The following is a 22,304-nucleotide window of genomic DNA, read 5'->3' on the forward strand; positions in this document are numbered from 1 at the left end:
CTGGGAGGGAGAACACTCCATCATGAACGAACCCATTTCCTCGCACGCGGCCGATCACGAGCCGCCGCCGCCCGAGCCCATCGACGAGCTCGTGGAAGACCGCAAGAAGCGCTCGCGCCGGCTCCTCACGTTCGGGGCGCTCGCCGTCGTCCTCGGAGGCGGCGGGATCTTCGGGCTGCTCCGGTATCAGGACGCGCAGAACACGAAGGCGATCGCCGAGGCATGGAGCGCGTTCGCAACGTGCACGATCGGCGCCGAGCTCGACGAGAAGGAGCCCGCGAGCCAGCGCTTCCGGCGCGTGCAGCTCGAAGCGATGACGATGACGGACGCCGAGCGGATGACGCCGGGCGTGGACAAACCCTGGCCGGCCGCGTGCGCGCCGCTCGGCCACGCCGTCGCCGAGGTGTGGAAGAGCGCGGGGCGCACCGAGGCAGGCGGCAAGGACCTCGGCGCCGCGGCCGAAGGCCTGGCGAAATCCCTCGGCGAGCCGACGGCGCGCATGGGCGACCTCTCCGAGGCGATCGACGAGGCCTTCACGCAGGCCAAGAAAGCCGGCGTGCAGCGCGTCGTGGTCGAGAAGGGCCCGCGCGCGCCCGAGCCCGTGCGTCCGCTCGACGCGACGCGCCTCGACGAGCTCAGCGAGCCGCTCTCGCGCACCGCGTTCACGTTCAAGGCGGCCTACACGGACGCGCACCCGGCCGGCGTGATGCGACTGCTCATCGAGGAGAAGGGCGTGGACAAGGCGCCGTTCCTCTGCACGTTCGCCGCGAAGGACGCGAAGGCCACGTGCAAATCGCTGCCGGGCTCGATGCCGAAGGGCCACGGCCTGCGCCTCTGGGGCACGGCCGACGACGACTCCGCGCCGCTCGTCTTCGCGGGCGAGCGTGGCCAGGCCGGCATTTTCCGCGCGGACAGCGGCGACAAGATCGACGCCATGTACAGCTATGGCGGCTATGCCAAGAAGGACGGCGCGGCCGCGGCGCTCGGGTTCGAAGAGAAGACGAAGGACCTCCTGCTGACGCGCAGGCCCGCCGGCGGCGCGCCCGGACGCACCAAGCTCGAGCCCGATTTCCGGATCGGCAACTATTATTACTCGACGCAGATCCTCTGGGACCACCTCATCCTGCGCGGCGTGACCAAGCAGAACGAGCGCCGCCTCTTCGTCTCGCCGTATGGCCTCGCGGGCCAGGCCGAGCCTTCGTTCGCCGACGTCGGGGAACTGCCCGAGCCGGGCCTCGTCGAGGGCGGCGCGGACGAACCCCCGCACATCGGCGGCTGCCGGTCGTCCCAGGCCATGGTCGTCCGCGTGAAGGGCTACGACAACGATTTCATGAGCTTCCTCGTCGGCGGCAAGTGGAGCCCGCCGATGTCGCCCACGGTCAGCGACGGCGTGCTCTCCTGCCACGGCACCGAGGCCGTGGTCACGCGGCTCTACCCGGGCGGCCCGGACAAAGGCTGGGCCACGAAAATCGCGCAGAGCCAGTGCACGACCGCCGGCTGCCGCGTGCACGACATCACGTTCGACAAGATCCTGAAGGGCCAATATGAGTTTGGCCCGCGCGAGCGGAAAGTCGACGCGGTCGACGTCGACGGAAAGCTGCTCGTCGTGTGGGCGGCCGGCGAGCGTGGCGGCGTGCGCATGCGTTATGCCAAGGCCGAAGACATCGAGCGCGCGGACGACGCGATCCTCTATGACGACCTCTACAAGGACGGCCAGGTCCAGAAGCTCTCGACGCTCTTCGACCTGCGGCTCTTCTCCCGCGAGGGATTCGCGATCCTGCTCCTCTCGACGGTGACGGGCGTGTATGCGCTACGCTTCGACCCCGCGGGCGCGATGACGCCGGTCGACGTCACCTGGGAGTGACGCCGCCACGCGGCATGCCCCCCCCAACGTACCCCTCATTTCTGCCGCCTTGTGTCACGTCCGGGCGGGGCAAGCAGCCACCTGAGGAAGGGCCGTAGGCACGTCGGGCCCCTCCTCGGGCGAGCGGGTCGGGATGCGACCGCGCGCTGGAAAATGCCGCCCGCGTGAGGAGACCCTCTTTTCACTGTCGCTGGCACTCGCTATATTCGTGTTTGCCATTGGATTCGGGGACGGTTCGCCGCCTCCCACGGTCACCGGCGCGCGCGCGGCGTGCGTCCATGGAGGAGCGTGCGATGGGAGCTTGCACGAAGGTGCTGGGAGCGGTCGTCGCGATCGGGATCGCGCTCGGCACGCCTGCTTTGGCTTGGGCACAGGCGCCGCTGGCGCCGCTCTCGGCAGGGAGCCAGCCCTGGCAGCCCGCCCCGGAAATCACACCGGCCGCCCCGTTCGGGGATGGCTACCGCCGCGTCTTGCTCGATACGTTCGAGGCATTCGAGGCGTTCGCGGATCTCACGCGTTATGGCGCGCCGCCCGCCCTCACGCCGGCCGTACAGGTGAGCGTCCCCTCGCAATTGTGGGGCGCGGATATGCGGACGTTCATCCCGCAGAGCCCCGAGCAGCCCACGCTTTACGTGGGACCTGCGCGGGCCCAGCTCATGCCCATCGAGACCGCCACGACGGTGGTGGCCGAGGCACGCGGCATGCAGGGCGTGCTCGTGGGCTTTCAGCTCGAACTGCCCTGGATGATTCCGTAGGGATCCCAAAGGCTTCTGGTCGCCGGACGCGCGTGGTGATCCCCCTGGCCACGCGCGCCCGGTCTTTCTTTCAGACCGACCAGAGCCGCACGCCGCCGCGCAGGCCCATCACGTTGTCGATGAGCACGACATCCCTCGGCAGCCCCTCGGCCTCCACGTGCCGCGCGTTGCCGCCGCCGAGGTAGAGCTTGCGGTGATTGAAAATGGGGGCGATCTGGGCGATCACCCCCCGGACGCGCGTGTTCCACCGGCGCTTGCCGACCTTCTTCCGCACCTCGTTGCTGATCCGATCCTCGTACTTCTGGCGCTTGCGGAACGGGTGATGCCCGAGCTCGATGTTCGGCACGTAATGCCCGTCCACGTAGAGCGCGAAGCCCATCCCCGTGCCGAGCGTGATCAGGATCTCGGTCCCGCGCCCCTCGATGACCCCGAACCCGTGCAGCCCCGCGTCGTTGATCACCCGGGCCGGCTTCCCCGTGCGCCGCTCGATCTCCTTCGCGAGCGGAAAACCGGCCCAGGCCGCGTCGAGGTGCGGCGCGGTGCGCGTCGTCCCCTCCGTCACCACGCCGGGGAATCCCACCGACACGCGATCGAAGTCGCCGAGCCCGCGGATCAGCTCGGCGATCGCGGTGAGCACCGCCTCGGGATCGGCGGGCGCGGGCGTGCGGACGCGGACCCGCTCGGTGAGCGCGTTTCCCTCGCCGTCGAGGACCCTTCCCTTGAGACCCGTGCCGCCGATGTCGAGGACCAACGTACGCATGCCCTCATCGTCCCAGAGGCCGCTCGGCGTGGCTAGATCGATTTGTTCGGGCCGATCATGAGCTCTGGCCGCACGATCGCGTCGAAATCCGCACCCGTGAGCAGCCCGAGCGCGAGCGCCGCCTCGCGCAGCGTCGTCCCCTCGGCGTGCGCTTTTTTCGCGATACGCGCCGCCGCGTCGTAGCCGAGCCGCGGCGCGAGCGCGGTCACGAGCATCAAGCTCTTCTGGAGGTTCTCGGTGATCCGGGCGCGGTTCGGCTCGATTCCGCGCGCGCAGTGCTCCTCGAACGAGGCCATCGCGTCGCCGAGCAGCCGGATCGACTGGAGCGTCGCGTGCAGGAGGAGGGGCTTCATCACGTTGAGCTCGAAGGTTCCGCCCGCGCCGGCGATCCCCACGGCGACGTCGTTCCCTTGCACCATGGCCGCGACCATGATCACGGCCTCGCTTTGCGTCGGGTTCACCTTGCCCGGCATGATCGAGCTGCCGGGCTCGTTCTCGGGGATCGTGATCTCGCCGAGCCCTGCGCGCGGCCCGCTCGACAACCACCGCACGTCGTTCGCGATCTTCGTCAGGCTCGCGGCGAGCGTCTTCAGCGCGCCGTGGGCGAACACGATCGCCTCGTGCCCGGCGAGCGCCTGGAACTTGTTCGGCGCGGGCACGAACGGTAAGCCCGCAAGCGCGGCGATCTTCGCGACCGCGCGCGTGGCGAACTCCGGATGCGTGTTGAGCCCCGTCCCGACCGCGGTCCCGCCGAGCGCGAGCTCGTAGAGCGGCGAAAGCGCCCGCTCGATCATCCCCTTGGCTTGATCGAGCTGCGCGACCCAGCCCGAGATCTCCTGCCCGAGCGTGAGCGGCGTCGCGTCTTGCAGGTGCGTCCTTCCGATCTTCACGACCTCCGCGCACGCCTCGGCTTTCCGGGCGAGCGTCGCGCGCAGCGTGGCGAGCTTCGGCAGGAGGGCGGCGGTGATCTCGGACGCGATCGCGACGTGCATCGCGGTCGGAAACACGTCGTTCGAGCTTTGCCCGAGGTTCACGTGATCGTTCGGGTGGATCGGCTTCTTCGAGCCGAGCACGCCGCCGCTCGTCTCGATGGCGCGGTTCGCGATGACCTCGTTCGTGTTCATGTTCGTCTGCGTCCCGCTGCCGGTCTGCCAGATCGAGAGCGGAAAATGCGCGTCGTGCTGGCCTGCGATCACCTCGTCGGCGGCGGCCACGATCCAGCGCGATTCCTGCGGCCCGAGCAGCCCGAGCTCGGCGTTCGTGAGCGCGGCGGCCTTCTTCACGAGGCCGAGAGCGCGGAGGAAGGGCCTCGGGAAGCGCTCGGCGCCGATCGCGAAGTGGTGCAGCGAGCGCTCTGTCTGCGCGCCCCAGTAGCGGGAGGCCTCGACCTCGATGGGTCCGAACGTGTCGGTCTCGATGCGCGTCGTCATGCCGCTGGCTTAGCAGCGTCCGCGCTTGTCATCTGTCCCGATCTTTGCCACCTTCCGCCCCCGACGATTCTTACGTGGAGTGAGTGATGGCTGGACAGGGCATGGACGCGGTACCCCGGGAGATCTTGCGCGCGGCCTACGAGCGCAAGCCGATCTACCTGCTCAAGATCCCGCTGCATTATGGTCTCTGGGCGGGCCTCGCGTGGGTCCTCTACGCGACGCAGCATCACCGCTTCGCGATCCTGATTGGCATCGTGGTCGCGTTTACGATCGCGAACCTGATCCGCGGGCTCGGGGCGGCGGGGCACGACGCCGTGCACGGAAACCTCTCGCGATCGAAGACGATCTCGTACCTGCTCGCGCTCTTGTGCTGGTCGCCCTCGGGGTTTCCGGTGACGCTTTACGCGAACTATCACCTGCACCATCACAAGATCACGAACACGTACCCCGACGTCGACAACGTCGTGGTCACCGATTACACGAAACATCCCACGCTGGCGAAGATCTTCCTCTTCGTCGTCTACACGTTCGCGTACCCGTTCTATTTCCTCGGGCAGATGCTGAAGTTCTACATGAAGCGCCTCACGCCGGCGCTCCAGGTACGAACGCATCTCGAAACGCTCGGCTACTTCTCGCTCGTGGGCCTGGCAGCCTGGTACATGCCGTTTCAGGTATGGTTCTTCTGCTTCGCCCTGCCCTTCATTTTCGGTGCGATCCTCGCCAGCGTGACGTCGATGATCGAGCATTTCGAGATGCCGGCGACAGACGACGACGCGTACAGCTCACGCACCTACGGGACGAAGAGCGATTTCCTCAATTTCTTGTGGAACAACGTCACGTATCACAACGAGCACCACAAGTACCCGGGGATCCCGTTCTACAACCTGAAGAGCTTCCACCACGCCGCGTATCCCTATTACGACGAGCGGGTGAAGGCCGAATGTTACGGCTCGGTGCTCGGCCCGACGTTCATGCTCTGGGGCCGGATCGTGAAGCTCGACGTCGACAAGCTCGAGGCGAAGTACCAGGACCTCGACAAGCAAAAAGAGCGTGAGAAGATGCTCGCCGTGCAGGGCATTCAGCCCGGCGCGGCCTGACCTGCCTTCACGGGCTGCCGGGCACGCAGATCGCCGTCGGCCCGCCCGCCCCCAGACACGAAAATCCCGGATTGCAATCCTGCGCCGAGCCACAGGGCATCGCGCAGCGTCCGACCTGCGTATTGCAACGATGACCGCCGCACACGATCGCGGTGGCCTCGGAGCACAAGGGGGAGAGCGCGCTCGGCGGGGGCGTGGTGCCTGTCGGCGCTGCTTGTGGCTGCCCGTATCCCGCGACCTGACCTTGGGGCGTGGTGCCATAAAGCGTCGACGGCCCGTACGAGACCTGCTGTCCGGCGACGGTCCCTTGCCCGGGCATGGGCGCGTACGCGTTGCCGCCCTCGACCGTCGGGGGCGAGCCGTCGGCCTGGCTACCGCCGCACGCCGCGAAGAAGAGCACCGCCGCGAGCCCGAGCCCGCCGCGAAAGCCGTGCTGCCCACGATGTCCTAGCCCCATGCCCGAAGCCTAGCGGAGACGAGGGCGGGTGGAAAACCCGAATGAGAGGCGGGGGCGTGCTCGACGCGGTGGGTCAAGATGCGTGGATCGTGGCCGCCGGGCTGTGCTGGGGACGGAGAAAGGCCCTCGGCGTGGGGTGTGTCGACGCGCGTTTTCATTTCACGAATCGACTGCGCAGGCATCACATTTCTCGACAAACGTTTTTCTTGACGGATCCATCGGACAAACGTAAGCGTTGCGCAGCCGTCCAGGAAGGAGGTTCGATGAACGATTCCGTGGAAGAGAACGACAGCGTCGACCTGATCCTCCGCCACGTCTCGCACCGTTTTCCCGAGGACCTCGCGCGGGGCTTGCTTGGCGTGAAGGGCCCGCTCTCGGCCTCCGTGCTCGAAACGCAGGTTGCCTCGCGCCATCGCGAGCTCGACCGCACGCTCGATGTCGAGGTGAAGGGCGAGCGGAGGCTGCTCCACCTCGAATGGCAGGGCGACATGCCTGCAAATATGCCGTTCCGGAGCTACGAGTACCAGTCGTTGATGGCGTTCGCCGTGGCGGCCGAGAGCCGCGCGGGCTCGCAGCTCGTGCCGCCGATCGAGAGCGTGGTCGTGCTCCTGGGAGGCCGAGCGGAGCCCTGGCCACCGCATGGTTCGTACCGCCTCTCGCCCCCAGATGCGCCGTTCTCGGGGGTGCATTTTCGTATCGAGCCCGTGTATCAGCGGACCGTCGCCGAGCTCGCGGCGCGCGGCCCCTTCTGGCTCATTTTTGCGCCCCTCGCGGGGGATGCGGACGAGCCCTGCATTCGGCGGGTCATGGAGGATCTCCGGGCGCAGGTATCGCCCGAGGCATTCGAGGAGCTCGGGGTGGCGATGGCGGTCCTCGCGGAAGCGGATCAGCGAGGCCGTGATCTCCGAAGTGTGGTAAGAACGATGTTACCCAGGGAGCTGGTGATGCAGAACTGGATTTACAAGGAAGGGTTGGAGGACGGTCGGCAGAAGGGTCGTGAGGAGGGCCTCCAGACGGGCCTCGCCCCGCTCGCGCATCAGTTCGAGCGCCGCCTCCGCCGCCCGCTCACACCGACCGAACGTGCGACGTTGGCCGAGCGGCTCCTTCAACAAGGCGCCGAGCGGCTGGGCGATGTCGTCCTCGATCTATCGCCCGAGGACCTCGCCACCTGGCTCGCAACGACGAACGGGCACTGACGCCCGTCCGCTCCTTCACGTCCCCTCCGCCTCCTTGCAGCAGCGGAACCCCTCCTCGTAGCCGTAATCGTCTTCCTTGTGGAACCCCACCGTCGGCCGGCAGCGGCCGCGCACCGGGCCCCACCAGCCGCCTTTCAGGCCGCTCCGGTTCGGGTATTTCTGCTTCGGCCGCACCACCCATTCGTTGATGTTGCCGTTCAGGTCGTACACCCCGAACGGCGACACGCAGCGCGGCATCGAGCCCGTCGGCAAGCGCTGGTCGAGCTTCTCCAGCTCCGCCTTGCACTCCGGGCGCTTCATGCACCGTTCGTACTTGAACAGCTTCTTTTCGCGTTTTCGATAGGGTTTGTCGATGTTGCACGCCGTGGGGTCGCGCTCGTAGCCGTACGTGTACGGCAGCATCGCCTCGCCCTCGCAGGCGAAGTTGAACTCGGCCTCCGCGCAGAGCCGCTTTCCTTTCGCCTCGCAGAGCTTCTGCGCGTCGCCCCACGAGACCAGGAGCGCCGGCAGCTCGCCTTTCTGGTTTGGCCATTCATAACGGTCCATGCAGAACCGCATCGGCGTGCGCTTCTTCGAGAGGCACACCGACGGCTCCTCGTACCGCATGCAACGCTCGCTCACCGTGCTCGCCCCGGAGCCCTCGCCCTGCTCGGAAGCTTTTTTCTTCTTTGCCTCGTCCTTCTCGAATTCGTCGTGGTGCTCCGTGCACCTCTGCTGCACGAGCGGGCAATACGCGCCAGCCACGAGCACCATGTCGCCCGGACAACCCTCGCTCGTCCCAGGCAGCGACGCAGACGCATCCGCATTCGCATCCGCAAACGCATCGGCGTCCGCGTCCGCGTCTGCATCCGCATCCAGCGCTGCATCCGCGAGCGCGGCATCGAACTCGGCAGCCGCCTCCGCGGCTTCGATCGCGGCGTCCGCAGACGCGTCGGGCGCGGCCGGCGTGGAGCCGCCCGAGCACGCAGGGGCCGTCGCCGAGGTGGCGAGCGCGACGCAGAAAAGGAAGCCGAGGCCCAGCCTCGACGACGTCGTGTACCGTTCGCTCATCGGCCCGGGGCGGGGATGATCTTCAGCGCCACGCGCTTGCCGTCGCGCTCGACCTCGACCGTGATCTCGCGACCCGGCTCCAGATCGCCGAGCGCGAAGGTATAGTCGTGCACGTTCGTGATCTCGTGTTTGTCGAGCTTCACGATGATGTCCCCCGCCTGCAGGCCCGCGCGCGCCGCGGGTGCGTCCGGACGCACGCCCGTGAGCTTCACGCCCTTGCCCTGCCACGCGTAGTCCGGGATCGAGCCGAGCGAGACGCGGAAGGCTCGCCCGCCGCCCCCGCCGCCACCCTTGTGCGGATCGTGCGCCGCCGGCGCCTCCACGAACGCGAGCCGCTCCGGGCGCTCCGCGACCGCTTGCGTGAGGCGCGCGGCGAGCGTCGCGGCGAGGTCGATACCGCCCACATCGACCTTGTCGGCCGTGTCGCTCGGCTTGTGGTAGTCGTCGTGCACGCCCGTGAACAGGAACGCGACGGGCACACGCGCTGCCGTGAACGAGGCGTGATCACTCGCGCCGAAGCCCTCGGCGCCGAGCTTCAGCGTGAGCGAGAGACCCGTGTTCGCCGCGTTCACGAGCTCCGGCCACGCTGCCGCCGTCCCCGTGCCGTCGACGACCAGCGTCCGGTCACGCATCCGCCCGACCATGTCCGCGTTGATCATCGCCGTCACCGAGCCGATCGGCACGGGCGGGTGTTCCACCCAGTGCCGCGAACCCAGCGTGCCGAGCTCCTCCGCGCCGAACGCGATGAACACGATGTTCCGCGCGGGCTTCTCGGCGAGCTTCGAGAAACGCCGCGCCACGTCGAGCAGGAGCGCCGTCCCCGAGGCATTGTCGTCCGCGCCGTGGTGAATCTCGCGCGAGCCCGGCGCGCGCGAGTGCGACGTGCCGCCCTTGCCGAGGTGATCGTAGTGCGCGCCGACGACGACGTACTCCTCGGCCGTCTTCGTCCCCGCGCGGGCAGGAAGCCGCGCGACCACGTTCCACGCGTCCGCGAACGTCGGCTCGATCCGCGTCGCCACGGAGAGCTCCGTGCCCGCGAGCGCCTTCGGCTTCACGGCGGCCTTCGGCGCGCTCACCGCAGCGTCGTCCCACTTGATCTCCGGGAACAACGCCTTCGCCGCGCTCCGCTTGATCACCACGGCGGGGATGCCCATCCCGCTCGCGTTCTCCGGCGCGGCGGGCAGCTCCTCGCCTGCGGCCACCACGATCGCCGCGACGGCCTTGTGCTCGCGGGCCGTGCGCAGCTTGTACCGCACGCTCTTGAAGTCGCGCAGCGCCTCGGCGTTCTTGCCGCCGGACTCGGGCTTCGGCGCGCCGTCCACGATCAGCGCCACCTTCCCGGCGATCTCCTTGCCTGCGTAGTCGTCCCACGACGCCGCGGGCGCCGTCACGCCGTGTCCGACGAACACGACCTCGCCCTTCGCGTCGCCCGTCTGCGCGCCTTCCGCCGTGATCACGTCGGCCGCTGCGGGCGTCTTCGCCGCCTTCTGCCCCTTCTTCGCGAGCGAGACCGTCGGCGCTTCGACCTTCGCGCCGACGCGCGCGGAGAACTTCTGCTTGAAGCTCTTCCCGCTCCCGTCCGCATCTCCGAACGCCTCGAGCCCGAGCTCGCGGAAGCGCTTCTCCACGTGCTCGGCGGCTTGCTGCGCGCCCGGATCGCCCGTGCCGCGACCGGCGAACGCGTCCGACGCGAGTTGCTTCACGTCCGCGTCGATCCGCTGCGGATCCCCTTTTTCGATGGGGTTTTCCGCCTTCGGCGCCGCCGCTTGGGCCAGCTCCAGCGGCACGGGCGGCGGCGGGGTGACGGGCTCGGCCGCGGGGCCACAGGCGGCGAGCAGGGCGAGGAGGGACGCGTGGATCGCGAGGCGCCCACGCAGGCGCGGCAGGAGGGTCGGCTTCACGCCAACGCCTCTACCACGAACGGGGGTGCGGGGGCATAACTCGGCTTGTCCGAGCTATGCCCCCAGGTGATCACCAGGGGGATGACTTCTGGGCCGTGCGTACGAGCTCGACGGCGCGGCGGCCGATGTACTCCTCGACGTCGGCGGGCGCGATGTGCCGATCCTTGGCGAAGTCGAACTCGCGCGGCTTGCCGTCGCCGAACGTCACGCGCACGACGGCCGCGTCCCGGGCGAGCTCCACGCGCAGGCTGAAATCGCCGAGCTTCAGCTTGTAGTCGTCCGCCTGCTCGCCGAACGTGGGCACTTGCCCCTTGTCGCGCAGCCGGTCGCGGGTGAAGCGCAGCGCCTCGGCGCCCAGCGAGAGCGCGGCCTCGGCCGTGTGGAGCGCCTCTTGGACGCGCTTTCGATGCCGTTCCTGCTCCTCGGCGTCGCGCTCCGCTTTGGTCTTCGCTGCCTCGATGAGCTCGTCTCGCCAGCTTGCCACGGGGCCTCCTCGTCTCGGACTTTTGTCACGTATCCTTCAGATCGGTCGCGCTGTAAAGCCTCACCGCTTGGGCCTCCTTTTCGGCCGGGCGCGGCTGCGGAGGGGACGGATACGACGCCACGTGGACCGTCTGCGTCGGAAACGCAAACGCCGAGCCGTTTTTCTCGACGATTTCCATCAACCCGAGCAGGATCTCCTCCCGCCACGTAAGAAACTCCGTCCACTCGGAGGAGTCGAACCAGACCATCACCTCGATCGTCAGCGCCGACTCGCCCAAGCCGATCAGGTTCACGTTGATCGCGTCGGGGTAGATGCCCGGCCGCTCGGCGAGATAACCGCGCATCTCCTCCACGATCCGCCGCACGACGGCGGGGCGCGTCGAATACACGAGGCCCATCTTCACGTGCAGACGCAGCCGGTCGCGGGCGCTGTAGTTCTCGATCCGCATGTCCGACAGCCGCCCGTTCGGCATCGTCACGAGCGTCCGGTCGAGCGTCCGGATCCGCGTCGAGCGCAGGCCAATCTGCTCCACGGTCCCCACGAGATCGTCGACCTTCACGTAATCGCCGATGTGCAGCGGCCGGTCCACGCCGATCGTGAACGAGCCGAACAGGTTCTCCAGCGTCTTCTGGCTCGCGAGCGCGACGGCGATGCCGCCGATCCCGAGGCCCGCGATGATCCCCGTCACCTGGAGCCCGAGCTGCCCGAGCACCACGATGAACCCGAAAACCACGAGCAGGACCTTCGCGGCCTTCGTCGAGATCGCCACGAGCGAGAGCGCGCCGCCGCGATCCTTCGTGTCGCCCGCCTTCGCGATCCGCGCCCCCACGCGGTGGGCGAGCACGTCGAGCAGGCCGAAAAGGCCCCAGAGCAGGCTCGCGACGAGCAACGCGTCGACGCCGCGGCCCACCACGTCGCTCGCCGCGCGGCGCAGCGCGATCGCCGGCTCCACGGACCAGAACGCTGTCGTCCCGAAGAAGAGCGTCGCGGGCCCGCGGAGCGCGACGAGCAGCTCGTCGTCCCACTTCGTCGCCGTGCGCCGGGCGATCGGCATCGTGAGGCGCACGAACAGCGCGGACACGAGGGCGCCGATGAGCATCGAGAGCACGAACGCGAGCGGCAGCGCGACCCACTGCCACATGGCCACGCCGTACACCGACTTCGTGTACGCCCAGGTGGGGAGGTTGCGGATCACCCATCCCGGCGTCACGCCGGGCTGCGCGGCGAACAGGGGGATCGGCAGTTCGTCCAGCATGGCGCGCACTGTAGCGAAGGATGCGGCGCGTGGTAGCCTCGTCTCCATGATCGCAATCGGGCCTGTCTCCGCCCGGACCGACGACGGCTGGCACCTGCGCGGCGAGGTCCTCGCCGAAGGCGCGCGGCCCGCGGTGGCGCTGCTCCTGCACGCGATGATGGCGAGCCGCAGGAGCATGGACAAACCACGCGGCGCGGGCCTCGCCGCGACCCTCGCCGCGGCCGGGCTCTCGGTCGTCTCCATGGACCTGCGCGGCCACGGCGAGAGCGGCCCCTCCGCGCGGGAAGGCGCGCGGTACACGTACGACGATTGCGTCCTCTTCGACGTCCCCGCGCTCGTCGGCCTCACCCGCTCCCTGTTCCCGGACAAGCGCGTGATCGTCGTCGGCCACAGCCTCGGCGCACACGCAGCGCTCGTGTCGGCCGGCGTTTTTCCGGACAAGGCCCCCGACGCGATCGCCTCGATCGCCGGGAACTTCTGGTTCCCTTCGGACGAACCGAGCGCCGCGCGGCGCGCCGCGAAGGCGGCCACGCTCCGGACCTGGCTCGCCGCGGCGGAGGCCGTCGGCTATTTTGACCCCAAACCATTACGCATCGGCACGGACGCCGTCGCCTTGCCGTACATCCGCCAGTTCTGGAAGGTGTGGTCCTCCGATCGCTACGGCAGCATCGACGATCGGTACGATTATGCGGAGGCGCTCACCCGCGTCGCCTGCCCGGTCCTCGCCGTGGCGAGCGAGGGCGACAAACTCCTCGCGCACCCCGCCTCCGTCACGCGTTTCTTCTCCCGCATCGGCAGCGCGGAGAAGAGGCTGCGCGTCGTGACGCACGCCGAGCACGAAGGCCGCGCGCCGGATCACATGGGGCTCGTGACCGACGCGCGCTCGCTTCCCGTCTGGCGCGAAATCGCGCAATGGGCGGCCGCGCTCGCCTGACGCGCCTTCAATCGACCTGCAAATGCCAGTGCGGCGGCGCCGACTCTTCGAGCAGGGTCACGCCTTTCGCGTCGTTCACGGCCGCGACGAATGCCTTCTTGTCGGACGACGACATGTCGCGGCTTCGCACGTCCACGGCCCCCGCGCGGAGGTGCGCCGAAATGTACACGCCGCGGGCGATCTGCGATTTGAGCACCTCGTACATCGCGGCCACGACGTCGTCCGGCTCCTTCCGCGCCGCGCGTGCTTTCTCGTAGGCCTGCGTGATCTCGCGCGCGGCCTCCTTGTTCCGGTAGAGCCGGAGCGGATCCCCGCCGACGCGCAGCATCTTGTACATGGCCTTGGCCTGCCGCGCCGCGTCCCGCGTCCCGCTCGTGACCGTGACGTGTTTTCCCGTCCGCCGGAAGTACGCCTCGTCGATCGCGTCGACCTTGTCCGCGACCGGATCCGGCAGCGTCACGTCCGCGACGGCATTCCAGGCCGGCGGTTTTCCCCGTGGTGTCGACTTTTCGAGGCGCGGCGGCGATAACGGCGGACGGGCGGCTTCTTCGGGCGACAGGTTGGGCAGATCGTCGCAGTCGAGGGCGAGCGCGGCGCGTGGTTCGGCCGTGGAGAGGGGCGGCAGAAGGAAGGACGCGTCGAGCTCCGCGACCTCGCGCGAGCAGCCTGCGCCGAGGGCGAGCGCGCAGGCGAGGGCGACCGTTCGGACGAGCGAGCTCCGCATGGGGCGCCCGCGATGTTGCACCGGACAGCCGGGGGCGCCAAAAAAAGCGCGGTCCTTTCGCGACGCTGCGGGATATTCTCGGCGAAATCTGCGGTAGAACGGGCAGACCGGGCTAGACTACCGGGCTGCCCAGGAGACGACGTCATGAGCGCCCCTCGCACGAATGGCACCGCGGCCCCTCGCATGCGCCCGCTCACCGGCGCGGAGTACCTCGAGAGCCTGCGCGACGGGCGTGACGTCTGGATCCGCGGCGAGCGCGTCACCGACCTGCCAAACCACCCGGTCTTCCGCAACGCCACGCGGATGCTCGCGCGCCTCTACGACGCCCTGCACGATCCCGCGCGGCAAAGCGCGCTCACGGCCGAGACGGCCCTCGGCTCGGGCGCCCGGACGCACCGCTTCTTCTGCGTCCCGCGGAGCATCGACGATCTCGTGGCGACGCGCGACGCCATCGCAGAATGGGCGCGCATCACGTACGGCTGGATGGGGCAAAGCCCGGAGGAAGGCGCGAGCCTCGTCGCGACGCTCGGCGCCGCGCCCGAGGTCTATGGCCGCTTCGCCGACAACGCGCGGACCTGGTATCGCAATGCGAGCACGCAGGCCCTCTTTTTCCATCACGCGATGCTCGAACGACGCACGCACCCGCCGAATGCCGCGGCCCCGGCGCCTCTCTACGTCGAGCGCGAGACCGACGCGGGGATCGTCCTCAATGGCGCGACGCCCGTCCCTTCGGTCGCGGCGCTCTCCCATGGGAGCTTCGTCGTGCATCCGGGGATCGTGGGCGACGAGGAGATCCCCCTCTCGTTCGTCGTGCCCATGGGCAGCCGCGGCGTGAAGCTGCAATGCCGCGCGAGCGCCACCACGAACACGAAGCTCCACGGCAGCCCCTTCGACCACCCGCTGACGAGCCGCCTCGAAGAGGACGACGCCGTCCTTTCGTTCGACGAGGTCCTCGTCCCCTGGGAAAACGTATTTCTGTATCGCGACGAAGGCGGCCGAGCCGCGGCCATCCAGCGCGCCTCCTTCGCCGCGCGCGCGAGCTTCCAGGAGTGCACGCGCCTCAGCATCAAGCTCGAATTCCTCGCGGGCCTGCTTTTGCGCTCCGTCGAGGCGGCGGGCACGGGCGGCTCGCCGGAGGTACGCGCCGCGCTCGGCGAAGTCCTCTCCTACCGCAATCTGTTCTGGGGCCTGACCGAGGCGCAGGCGCGGGTCCCGGCGCCCTGGGCGAACGGCGCCTTGCTCCCGAACCCCGAACATGGTTTGTCCTTCCGCATCTTTTCGACCCTCGCTTATCCGCGGCTGCGCGACGTCATCGAGCGGGCGGTGGGCACCGGCCAGGTCTTCCTCTCCGCGAACGCGAGCGACTTCATGAACCCCGAGACGCGGGCGTACCTCGAGCGCTTCGTGCGTGGCGAGAATGGCTACACCGCGCTCGATCGGGTCAAGCTCACGAAGCTGCTCTGGGACGCGCTCGGCGGCCAGATCGACAGCCATTTCGCCTCGGGCGACCGCCTGGAGAGCGCCGACGACATGCGCATCGACGTGCTCTCCGCGGCCACCACGAGTGGCCTCGCCGAGCGCTGCAAGGCCTTCGCGGGCCGCTGCCTCGACGAGTACGACCTCCAAGGTTGGCGCACCAAGGATCTCTTCACGCCGAACGAGCTCGTCCCGGTCGTCTCCTCGCGGAGGCGGCCGTCGTCGTGGTGAAGCCGCGGCCTCGCCTCAGAAAAACCCTTCCAGCGCGATCGCGCAAAGCTCCGCAGGCCGCTCGGGATCGTCGGGATCGGTGACGGCCCAGATCGTCTTTCGCTCCGGATCGAACGTGATCCCCTCGACCTTGCGGCACGAGCCCTCCCCCGAGGGTTCTTCGAGCATGGCATAACGCGCCTGCTCGCCCGTGACAAACCCAACGGCGGCGCCCACGACCGGTCCGTCGTCGATTGCGTTCGGCGTCCCCTCGGCGACGGCGAGGTAAAGCGTCCGCCCGCCGAACGCCGACGCGTCCGTGAAATGCAGCGGCACGCCCTCCGCGAATCCGAGGTCGTACGACGTGTGCCCGAAAATCTCCACCGCGTGGCCTTGGAGCACGCTCCCGGCCACATCCACGGTCGCGCTCGCCCCGGGCCCCGCGCCGCGATGAAAGAGGCGCAAGACCTCGCCCGCCAGCAACGCGCCCTCGATGTTCGGCCGGACGCCGATCCGCGCCTCGACGGCGTCGAAGAGCGGCCCGAGGTCCGTGACCTGCACGCGGCCCGAATCGAGATCCACCGACGCCTTGTGCCGACGCACAGCCGCGGAGCCCGACCCGAGCACGGTCACGACCCGCCCCGGCCCCACGAACGCAGCCTCGAAATCCGGTTTTTTGGATTTCGGCAGCTCGTCCCCGCTCCCTTCGAGCCTCACGCGCGACATCACCCCCGACGCCGGATCGACCCACACCACGGAGAAGGCGTCGTCCTGGATCACGAGCAATCGTTGGTCGTGCCAAACCAGCGCCGATCCCGCTCGCACCCCGGGCAGGGGCCGGGACGTGAGGATGCGGGCGCGCAAATGGGGATCCAGGGAGGCTTTGATCACGACGTCCGCTCTTACCCTGGACCTCGGCCGGACGACAACCTTTCTCTTCCCGGGCCCGCCCGCTCGGACAACTCCCCTCGCCTGCGGCGCATCGAAGCGCCTCGGTGGATCTCGACAAGCTCCCTGAAGAAGGCCGCCGGCGTGTGCAGATCGAGCGCGTCCGTCCCGAGATCGACGGCGGGCGCTTCCCGATCAAGCGAATCCTCGGCGATCGCATCGACGTCTCGGCCCTCGTGTACGCCGACGGGCACGACCTGCTCGCCTGCTCGCTCCTCTATCGCCCCGCGCCGTCCATCGGGGATCCCGATCCGCCCTGGCTCTCGGCCAAGCTCGAAGCCACCGCGGAGCCCGATCGATTCGTCGCATCGTTTTCGCCCGACACGATCGGCCTCTGGCAATACACCATCGAGGCCTTGATCGATCGGTTCGGCACGTTCCGCCGCGACCTCAAGAAACGCGTCGAGGCGGCGCAGGACGTCTCCGTCGACATCCTCGACGGCGCGACTCTGCTCGAACAGGCCGCCAAGGATGCGACCGGCGACGACGCCCTCTCCTTCGCGGCCGTGGCTGCGCGCCTGCGCGACGACACGATTCCGCTCACCGAACGAATCACGCTCGTGCTCGACAGCGGCCTGTGCGTGGCCGCCGCGCGGCACCCCGACCGCCGCCTCGCCACGCGATACCCGGGCATCCTCGAAGTCGTCGTCGACCCCGAAAAGGCCCGCTTCTCCACCTGGTACGAGCTTTTTCCCCGCTCCTTCGGCCCCGAGGGTCGCCACGGCACCTTCGCCGACGCCGAGGCGCGCCTGCCGTACGTCGCCGAAATGGGCTTCGACGTCCTGTACCTCCCGCCGATCCATCCGATTGGCCAGACGAACCGCAAAGGAAAAAACAACACCCTCGTCGCGCAGCGGGGCGACGTCGGCAGCCCCTGGGCCATCGGCGCGCCCGAGGGCGGCCATACCGCGGTGCACCCCTCGCTCGGTACCCTCGACGATTTTGATCGCTTTTTCCAGGCCGCAGCGCGCCTCGGCATCGACGTCGCGCTCGACATCGCCTTGCAGGCCTCGCCGGATCACCCCTGGGTCCAGGAGCATCCGGGGTGGTTCCCGCGCCGCGCCGACGGCACCGCCCGGCATGCCGAGAATCCTCCCAAGAAGTACCAGGACATCCACCCCTTCGATTTCGAGGCCGAAGAGTGGCCCGAACTCTGGCGATCGCTCGAAGGCATTTTCCGGTTCTGGATCGCCCGCGGCGTCCGCTTCTTCCGCGTCGACAACCCGCACACGAAGCCCCTGCCGTTCTGGGAGTGGGTCATCCGCTCGATCAAGCGCGACCACCCCGAGGTCATTTTCCTCTCCGAGGCATTCACGCGCCCCGCGCTCATGCATGGCCTCGCCAAACGCGGCTTCACCCAGTCGTACACCTATTTCACCTGGCGTGTCTCCAAGGACGAGATCACGTCCTACATGCACGACCTCACGAAGACCGAGGTCGCCGAGTTTTACCGCCCGAACTTCTGGCCGAACACGCCCGACATCCTGCCCGAGCACCTCCAGAACGGCGAGCCCGCGGCATTCCTCATCCGCCTCGTCCTCGCCGCCACGCTGTCGAGCTCGTACGGCATGTATGGCCCGGCGTTCGAGCTCATGGAGCACAATCCCCCGCGCGAGGGCGCCGAGGAATATGCGAACAGCGAGAAATACGAACTCCGCCGCTGGGACCTCCGCCGCCCGGACAGCCTGCGCCCCATGATCACGCGCATCAACCGCATCCGGATGGAGCACCCTGCGCTGGCGCGCAACGACAATCTCCAATTTTTCCAGACGGACAGCGACCTCGTCCTCGCCTATGGCAAGACGCACGGGGACGATACGCTGATCGTCGTCGTCAACCTCGATTCGTATCACCAGCACGGCGCGTGGGTCGAGCTCGATCTGCCGGGCCTCACGGACGCGGGCCGGGGCTTCGAGGTCCATGACCTCCTGAGCGGCGCGCGTTATACGTTCCGAGGAAAGCGAAACTGGGTCGAGCTCGATCCGCGGACCTCGCCCGCCTGTGTCTTCCATGCGCGGAGGCTCGCCCGCAGGGAGACCGATTACGAGTATTTCCTATGAAACGCGATCCCCTCTGGTACAAGGACGCCGTCGTCTACGAGCTGCACGTCCGCGCGTTCAACGATCAGAACGGCGACGGGATCGGGGATCTCCCGGGGCTCACGTACAAGCTCGATTATCTCCAGGACCTCGGCGTCACGGCCATCTGGCTCCTGCCGTTCTATCCCTCGCCGCTCCGGGACGGCGGCTACGACATCGCCGATTACACGGGCGTCAGCGAGAGCTACGGCACGCGCGAGGACTTCGCCCGCCTGCTCCGCGAGGCCCACGACCGGGACATCCACGTCATCACCGAGCTCGTCCTCAATCACACGTCGAGCGAGCACGCCTGGTTCCAGCGCGCGCGCCGCGCCCCGCCCGGCGACCCGTACCGTGATTTCTACGTGTGGAGCGACGCGCCGAACCGCTTCGAGGAGGCGCGCATCATCTTCCAGGATTTCGAGAGCTCGAACTGGGCCTGGGATCCGGTCGCGCGGGCCTATTACTGGCACCGATTTTATGCCCACCAGCCCGACCTCAACTTCGACAACCCCGCCGTCCACGAGGCGCTGCTCAAGGTCGTCGATCACTGGTTCGACATGGGCGTCGACGGCATGCGCCTCGACGCGGTGCCGTACCTCTACGAGCGCGAGGGGACGAACTGCGAGAACCTCGCCGAGACACACGCGTTCCTGAGAAAACTCCGCGCCCACGTCGATTCTCGCCACGAGGGCCGCATGCTCCTCGCCGAGGCGAACCAGTGGCCCACCGACGCCGCCGCGTATTTCGGCGCCGGCGACGAGTGCCACATGAACTTCCATTTCCCGCTCATGCCGCGCATGTTCATGGCGGTCGAGCTCGAAGACAGCTTTCCCATCGTCAACATCCTCCGCCAGACCCCGTCGATCCCCGAGTCCTGCCAGTGGGCGACGTTCCTCCGGAACCACGACGAGCTCACGCTCGAAATGGTCACCGACGAGGACCGTGATTACATGGTCAAGGTCTACGCCGAGGAGCGCAACGCGCGCATCAACCTCGGCATCCGCCGCCGCCTCGCCCCGCTCATGCGCACGCGCCGCCGCATCGAGCTCATGAACGCGCTCCTCTTCTCGCTGCCGGGCACGCCCGTCCTCTATTACGGCGACGAGATCGGCATGGGCGACAACATCTTCCTCGGTGACCGCGACGGCGTCCGCACGCCCATGCAATGGAGCTCCGACCGCAATGCGGGGTTTTCCCGCTGCAACCCGCAGCGGCTCTACCTGCCCGTCATCGTCGACCCCGAGTTCCATTACGAGGCCGTCAACGTCGAGGCCCAGCAGGCGAACCCGCAGTCCTTGCTCTGGTGGATGAAGCGCCTCATCGGCCTGCGCAAGCAATACGAGGTCTTCGGCCGCGGCACGATCGAGTTCCTCCAGCCCGACAACCACCGCGTCCTCGCGTTCATCCGCTCCCACCGGGACGAGCACGTGCTCGTCGTCGCGAACCTCTCGCGGTATGGCCAGTTCGTCGAGCTCGACCTCTCGCGCTTCCGCGGCATGGTGCCCACGGAGCTCTTCGGCCGGACCCGCTTCCCCGAGGTCGAAGGCAAATACCCGCTCTCGCTCGGGCCACACGATTTCTTCTGGTTCGGCCTCGAGCGCACCGCGCCTCTCACGATCGCAGCGCGCGAAAGGCTCCCGGTCCTGCTCGCCGAGCAATCCATCGAGAGCCTCGTGAAGCGGCCCGAGGGGCGGCGCGCGCTCGAACGTGTCCTCTGCAATGACCTCGCGACGCGGCGGTATTTCCGCAGCAAAGGCCGCGCGCGTTCGAGCGCCACGATCCTGGACGCCATTCCTCTCGGCGATCCCAGCGCCCCGCTCGCGTGGCTCCTCTTCGTCCGCGTCGATTTCGCCTCCGGGCCTCCGGAGACCTACGTCCTGCCCATCGCCTTCGTGACGGGCGAGCGCGCGCGAGAGCTCGAAACCAGCGCGGCCCACGCCGTCATCGCGGCCGTTCGGTTGCACGTGAGCAATGGGCACACCGAGGTCATCGAAGGCACGCTCGTCGACGCGCTCGTCGACCCCGATCTCGCGAATGCGCTCCTTCGGTTCGTGCGCCAGGGCGCGAGGTTTTCCGGGGCGCGCGGCGAGATCCGGTTCGTCCCGCATCCCTCCCTGCAAAACGTGCCCGAGGAGGCCACCGAGCGCGGCCGGCTCCTCTCGGCCGAGCAATCGAACAGCATCCTCGTGTATGGCGAATCCGTGATGCTCAAGCTCTTCCGCCAGGTCGAGGAGGGAATCAATCCCGAGTTCGAGGTCCAGGCGTTCCTCGACGCGCAAGGCTACCCCAACGTCCCGCGGCTCGGGGGCGCCATCGAATACCAGGTGACCGGGCGTGATCGCACGGTGCTCGGGATGGTCCAGCAATGGGTGCCGAGCCGGGGGAATGCGTTCCAGCTCGCGCTCGAATCCATCGACCTCTTCTTCGAGAGGGTCCTCGCCGATGAAGCCGCGCGCTCGGGCGCCGTGCCGCCCCTGCCGCGGGGCACGTTCACCGAGCGCGCGCGCGGCGCGACGCCGCCCCTCGCGCACGACCTGCTCGGCGCGCAGGTGGTTTGGCTGACCAAACTCGGCCAGAGGACGGCCGAGCTCCACGCGGCGCTCGCGGCCGACACGACCGATGGCACGTTCGGCCGCGAGCCCTATTCCACCTTGCACCAGCAATCCCTTTATCAGGGCGCGCACACGATGCTCGCGCGCACCTTCGACGCGCTTCGCCGGCGGGCGCGCGCCTTGCCCGAGGGCGCGGCAGAGCTCGCGCGAGAGATCGTGCGACGCGAGGACGAGGTCGACCGGCGGTTCAAGGCGATCGGCGCGCGCAAGGTCGACGCCACGCGGATCCGTTGCCACGGCGACTTCCACCTCGGCCAGGTCCTCTTCACCGGCGACGATTTCGTCTTCATCGATTTCGAGGGCGAACCCATGCGCCCGCTCGCGACGCGCCGCTACCGCCGCACCCCGCTCCGGGACGTGGCCGGCATGCTCCGCTCCTTCGATTATGCGGCGGCCTCCGCCCTCGCCTCCGGCCGCGCGCGTCCCGAGGACGTGCCCGTGCTCGAACCCTGGACCTATGCCTGGGTCGCCTGGGCCGAGGCCGTCTACCTCGCCGGTTACCTCGGCGCGGCCGCGGGGAGCGAGTTTCTCCCGAAACACGACCCCGACATCGACCTGCTCCTCGATTTCTACGTGCTCGAAAAATGCATTTACGAGATCGGTTACGAGCTCGACAATCGTCCCGATTGGCTCACCATCCCGCTCCGCGGCCTCGCGCGCATGCTCGAGGGCTGAGCCACCCTACAGCGTCCCCTCGCGCTTGAAGTACGCGCGCGCGTGGGCGACGATCTGCTTGTCGGTCGGGTGATCGAGGGTCTCCACCGCGACGATCCTCGATTTCAGGTCGTGGTGGTGGTTCTCCAGGTGCCGGACGAACGCGTCTTTCGCGTTCGCGGGCCCGACCACGAGGATCTCCTCGGTGCCGGCGAGGAGCATCGCGACATCGTGATAATAATGCGGGTCCTCGTTCGCGTGCCCCGACGAGGCCTTCGGGCCCGCCTTGCGGTGCAGCTTCGAATGCGCGTGGGGTGACCTGATCACCTCCCCGGCATAACTCTCGGGCGTGAGGTGGAAAATGTGGGCCTCATTGTGATCGAGCCAAACGACGGCATGTCGGGTGGTCATGGCAA

At 68.4% G+C, this 22,304-nt stretch carries 18 protein-coding genes; 8 read left to right on the forward strand and 10 right to left on the reverse strand.

Going from position 1 to position 22,304, the window contains the following annotated elements; all coding sequences use genetic code 11:
- The first annotated feature begins 22 nt into the window (after positions 1–22).
- On the forward strand, positions 23–1,864 hold the full coding sequence (locus E8A74_RS10010) for a hypothetical protein (protein WP_136928732.1): 1,842 nt from the start codon (positions 23–25) through the stop codon (positions 1,862–1,864).
- Between the two features lie 293 nt (positions 1,865–2,157).
- A complete protein-coding gene (locus E8A74_RS10015) occupies positions 2,158–2,619 on the forward strand; it encodes a hypothetical protein (protein WP_136928733.1) in 462 nt (153 codons plus the stop codon).
- Between the two features lie 70 nt (positions 2,620–2,689).
- Here E8A74_RS10015 and E8A74_RS10020 read toward each other — a convergent pair whose 3' ends face one another.
- Entirely contained in the window at positions 2,690–3,379 is a 690-nt protein-coding gene (locus E8A74_RS10020; RefSeq protein ID WP_136928734.1) for an ROK family protein, read from the reverse strand.
- A gap of 32 nt (positions 3,380–3,411) precedes the next feature.
- Entirely contained in the window at positions 3,412–4,809 is a 1,398-nt protein-coding gene (fumC, locus tag E8A74_RS10025; protein ID WP_136928735.1) for a class II fumarate hydratase, read from the reverse strand.
- 101 nt (positions 4,810–4,910) lie between these two features.
- On the opposite strand from fumC, the gene E8A74_RS10030 reads away from it, so the two are divergent.
- A complete protein-coding gene (locus E8A74_RS10030) occupies positions 4,911–5,906 on the forward strand; it encodes a fatty acid desaturase family protein (RefSeq protein WP_232379471.1) in 996 nt (331 codons plus the stop codon).
- A gap of 7 nt (positions 5,907–5,913) precedes the next feature.
- Here the strand turns inward: E8A74_RS10030 and E8A74_RS10035 are convergent, their stop codons facing one another.
- A complete protein-coding gene (locus E8A74_RS10035; RefSeq protein WP_136928737.1) occupies positions 5,914–6,363 on the reverse strand; it encodes a hypothetical protein in 450 nt (149 codons plus the stop codon).
- Positions 6,364–6,626: 263 nt separating this feature from the next.
- On the opposite strand from E8A74_RS10035, the gene E8A74_RS10040 reads away from it, so the two are divergent.
- Entirely contained in the window at positions 6,627–7,559 is a 933-nt protein-coding gene (locus tag E8A74_RS10040) for an RpnC/YadD family protein (RefSeq protein ID WP_136928738.1), read from the forward strand.
- A 15-nt stretch (positions 7,560–7,574) separates the two neighbouring features.
- Here E8A74_RS10040 and E8A74_RS10045 read toward each other — a convergent pair whose 3' ends face one another.
- The 4 genes from E8A74_RS10045 to E8A74_RS10060 all read right to left on the reverse strand — a co-directional run bounded on the left by E8A74_RS10045 (position 7,575) and on the right by E8A74_RS10060 (position 12,249).
- Entirely contained in the window at positions 7,575–8,609 is a 1,035-nt protein-coding gene (locus E8A74_RS10045; RefSeq protein WP_136928739.1) for a formylglycine-generating enzyme family protein, read from the reverse strand.
- Entirely contained in the window at positions 8,606–10,510 is a 1,905-nt protein-coding gene (locus E8A74_RS10050) for a M20/M25/M40 family metallo-hydrolase (protein ID WP_232379472.1), read from the reverse strand. Before E8A74_RS10050 ends, E8A74_RS10045 begins: the two co-directional genes overlap by 4 nt.
- A 70-nt stretch (positions 10,511–10,580) precedes the next feature.
- A complete protein-coding gene (locus E8A74_RS10055; RefSeq protein ID WP_136928740.1) occupies positions 10,581–10,994 on the reverse strand; it encodes a hypothetical protein in 414 nt (137 codons plus the stop codon).
- Positions 10,995–11,019: 25 nt separating this feature from the next.
- Positions 11,020–12,249 (reverse strand): mechanosensitive ion channel family protein, encoded by a 1,230-nt coding sequence (locus tag E8A74_RS10060; protein ID WP_170229012.1) that lies wholly within the window; start codon positions 12,247–12,249, stop codon positions 11,020–11,022.
- A gap of 46 nt (positions 12,250–12,295) precedes the next feature.
- Between E8A74_RS10060 and E8A74_RS52080 the strand changes: the two genes are divergently transcribed.
- A complete protein-coding gene (locus E8A74_RS52080; RefSeq protein WP_170229013.1) occupies positions 12,296–13,183 on the forward strand; it encodes an alpha/beta fold hydrolase in 888 nt (295 codons plus the stop codon).
- Between the two features lie 7 nt (positions 13,184–13,190).
- On the opposite strand, the gene E8A74_RS10070 is transcribed toward E8A74_RS52080, so the two are convergent.
- Entirely contained in the window at positions 13,191–13,907 is a 717-nt protein-coding gene (locus E8A74_RS10070) for a hypothetical protein (protein ID WP_136928742.1), read from the reverse strand.
- A 144-nt stretch (positions 13,908–14,051) separates the two neighbouring features.
- On the opposite strand from E8A74_RS10070, the gene E8A74_RS10075 reads away from it, so the two are divergent.
- Positions 14,052–15,614 carry a 4-hydroxyphenylacetate 3-hydroxylase N-terminal domain-containing protein gene (locus E8A74_RS10075; protein ID WP_211365328.1) on the forward strand — a complete coding sequence of 521 codons (1,563 nt, stop codon included), beginning with the start codon at positions 14,052–14,054 and terminating at the stop codon, positions 15,612–15,614.
- 15 nt (positions 15,615–15,629) lie between these two features.
- Here E8A74_RS10075 and E8A74_RS10080 read toward each other — a convergent pair whose 3' ends face one another.
- Positions 15,630–16,484 (reverse strand): DUF6929 family protein, encoded by an 855-nt coding sequence (locus E8A74_RS10080; RefSeq protein WP_136928743.1) that lies wholly within the window; start codon positions 16,482–16,484, stop codon positions 15,630–15,632.
- A 104-nt stretch (positions 16,485–16,588) separates the two neighbouring features.
- Here E8A74_RS10080 and E8A74_RS10085 point away from each other — a divergent pair, with 104 nt between their 5' ends.
- Both E8A74_RS10085 and treS read left to right on the forward strand, forming a co-directional pair.
- Entirely contained in the window at positions 16,589–18,601 is a 2,013-nt protein-coding gene (locus E8A74_RS10085; protein ID WP_136928744.1) for an alpha-1,4-glucan--maltose-1-phosphate maltosyltransferase, read from the forward strand.
- The gene (treS, locus tag E8A74_RS55825; RefSeq protein ID WP_136928745.1) at positions 18,598–21,909 is read left to right on the forward strand and encodes a maltose alpha-D-glucosyltransferase; all 3,312 of its coding nucleotides are present in this window, start codon (positions 18,598–18,600) and stop codon (positions 21,907–21,909) included. The genes E8A74_RS10085 and treS overlap by 4 nt, the downstream gene beginning before the upstream one ends.
- Positions 21,910–21,915: 6 nt before the next feature.
- On the opposite strand, the gene E8A74_RS10095 is transcribed toward treS, so the two are convergent.
- Positions 21,916–22,299: a translational machinery protein gene (locus tag E8A74_RS10095; RefSeq protein WP_136928746.1), complete on the reverse strand. Its 384-nt coding sequence runs from the start codon at positions 22,297–22,299 to the stop codon at positions 21,916–21,918.
- Positions 22,300–22,304: the final 5 nt, after the last annotated feature.

The organism is Polyangium fumosum, from assembly GCF_005144585.1.
GTDB classification, from domain to species: Bacteria; Myxococcota_A; Polyangia; order Polyangiales; family Polyangiaceae; genus Polyangium; species Polyangium fumosum.

Bases quoted from the DNA above. Each gene is read 5' to 3' on its own strand.
- E8A74_RS52080 (WP_170229013.1), top strand. From the start codon at position 12,296: ATGATCGCAATCGGGCCTGTCTCCGCCCGGACCGACGACGGCTGGCAC.
- E8A74_RS10015 (WP_136928733.1), top strand. From the start codon at position 2,158: ATGGGAGCTTGCACGAAGGTGCTGGGAGCGGTCGTCGCGATCGGGATC.
- E8A74_RS10060 (WP_170229012.1), bottom strand. From the start codon at position 12,249: ATGCTGGACGAACTGCCGATCCCCCTGTTCGCCGCGCAGCCCGGCGTG.
- E8A74_RS10040 (WP_136928738.1), top strand. From the start codon at position 6,627: ATGAACGATTCCGTGGAAGAGAACGACAGCGTCGACCTGATCCTCCGC.
- E8A74_RS10035 (WP_136928737.1), bottom strand. From the start codon at position 6,363: ATGGGGCTAGGACATCGTGGGCAGCACGGCTTTCGCGGCGGGCTCGGG.
- treS (WP_136928745.1), top strand. From the start codon at position 18,598: ATGAAACGCGATCCCCTCTGGTACAAGGACGCCGTCGTCTACGAGCTG.
- E8A74_RS10045 (WP_136928739.1), bottom strand. From the start codon at position 8,609: ATGAGCGAACGGTACACGACGTCGTCGAGGCTGGGCCTCGGCTTCCTT.
- E8A74_RS10070 (WP_136928742.1), bottom strand. From the start codon at position 13,907: ATGCGGAGCTCGCTCGTCCGAACGGTCGCCCTCGCCTGCGCGCTCGCC.
- E8A74_RS10095 (WP_136928746.1), bottom strand. From the start codon at position 22,299: ATGACCACCCGACATGCCGTCGTTTGGCTCGATCACAATGAGGCCCAC.
- E8A74_RS10075 (WP_211365328.1), top strand. From the start codon at position 14,052: ATGAGCGCCCCTCGCACGAATGGCACCGCGGCCCCTCGCATGCGCCCG.
- E8A74_RS10010 (WP_136928732.1), top strand. From the start codon at position 23: ATGAACGAACCCATTTCCTCGCACGCGGCCGATCACGAGCCGCCGCCG.
- E8A74_RS10030 (WP_232379471.1), top strand. From the start codon at position 4,911: ATGGACGCGGTACCCCGGGAGATCTTGCGCGCGGCCTACGAGCGCAAG.
- E8A74_RS10020 (WP_136928734.1), bottom strand. From the start codon at position 3,379: ATGCGTACGTTGGTCCTCGACATCGGCGGCACGGGTCTCAAGGGAAGG.
- fumC (WP_136928735.1), bottom strand. From the start codon at position 4,809: ATGACGACGCGCATCGAGACCGACACGTTCGGACCCATCGAGGTCGAG.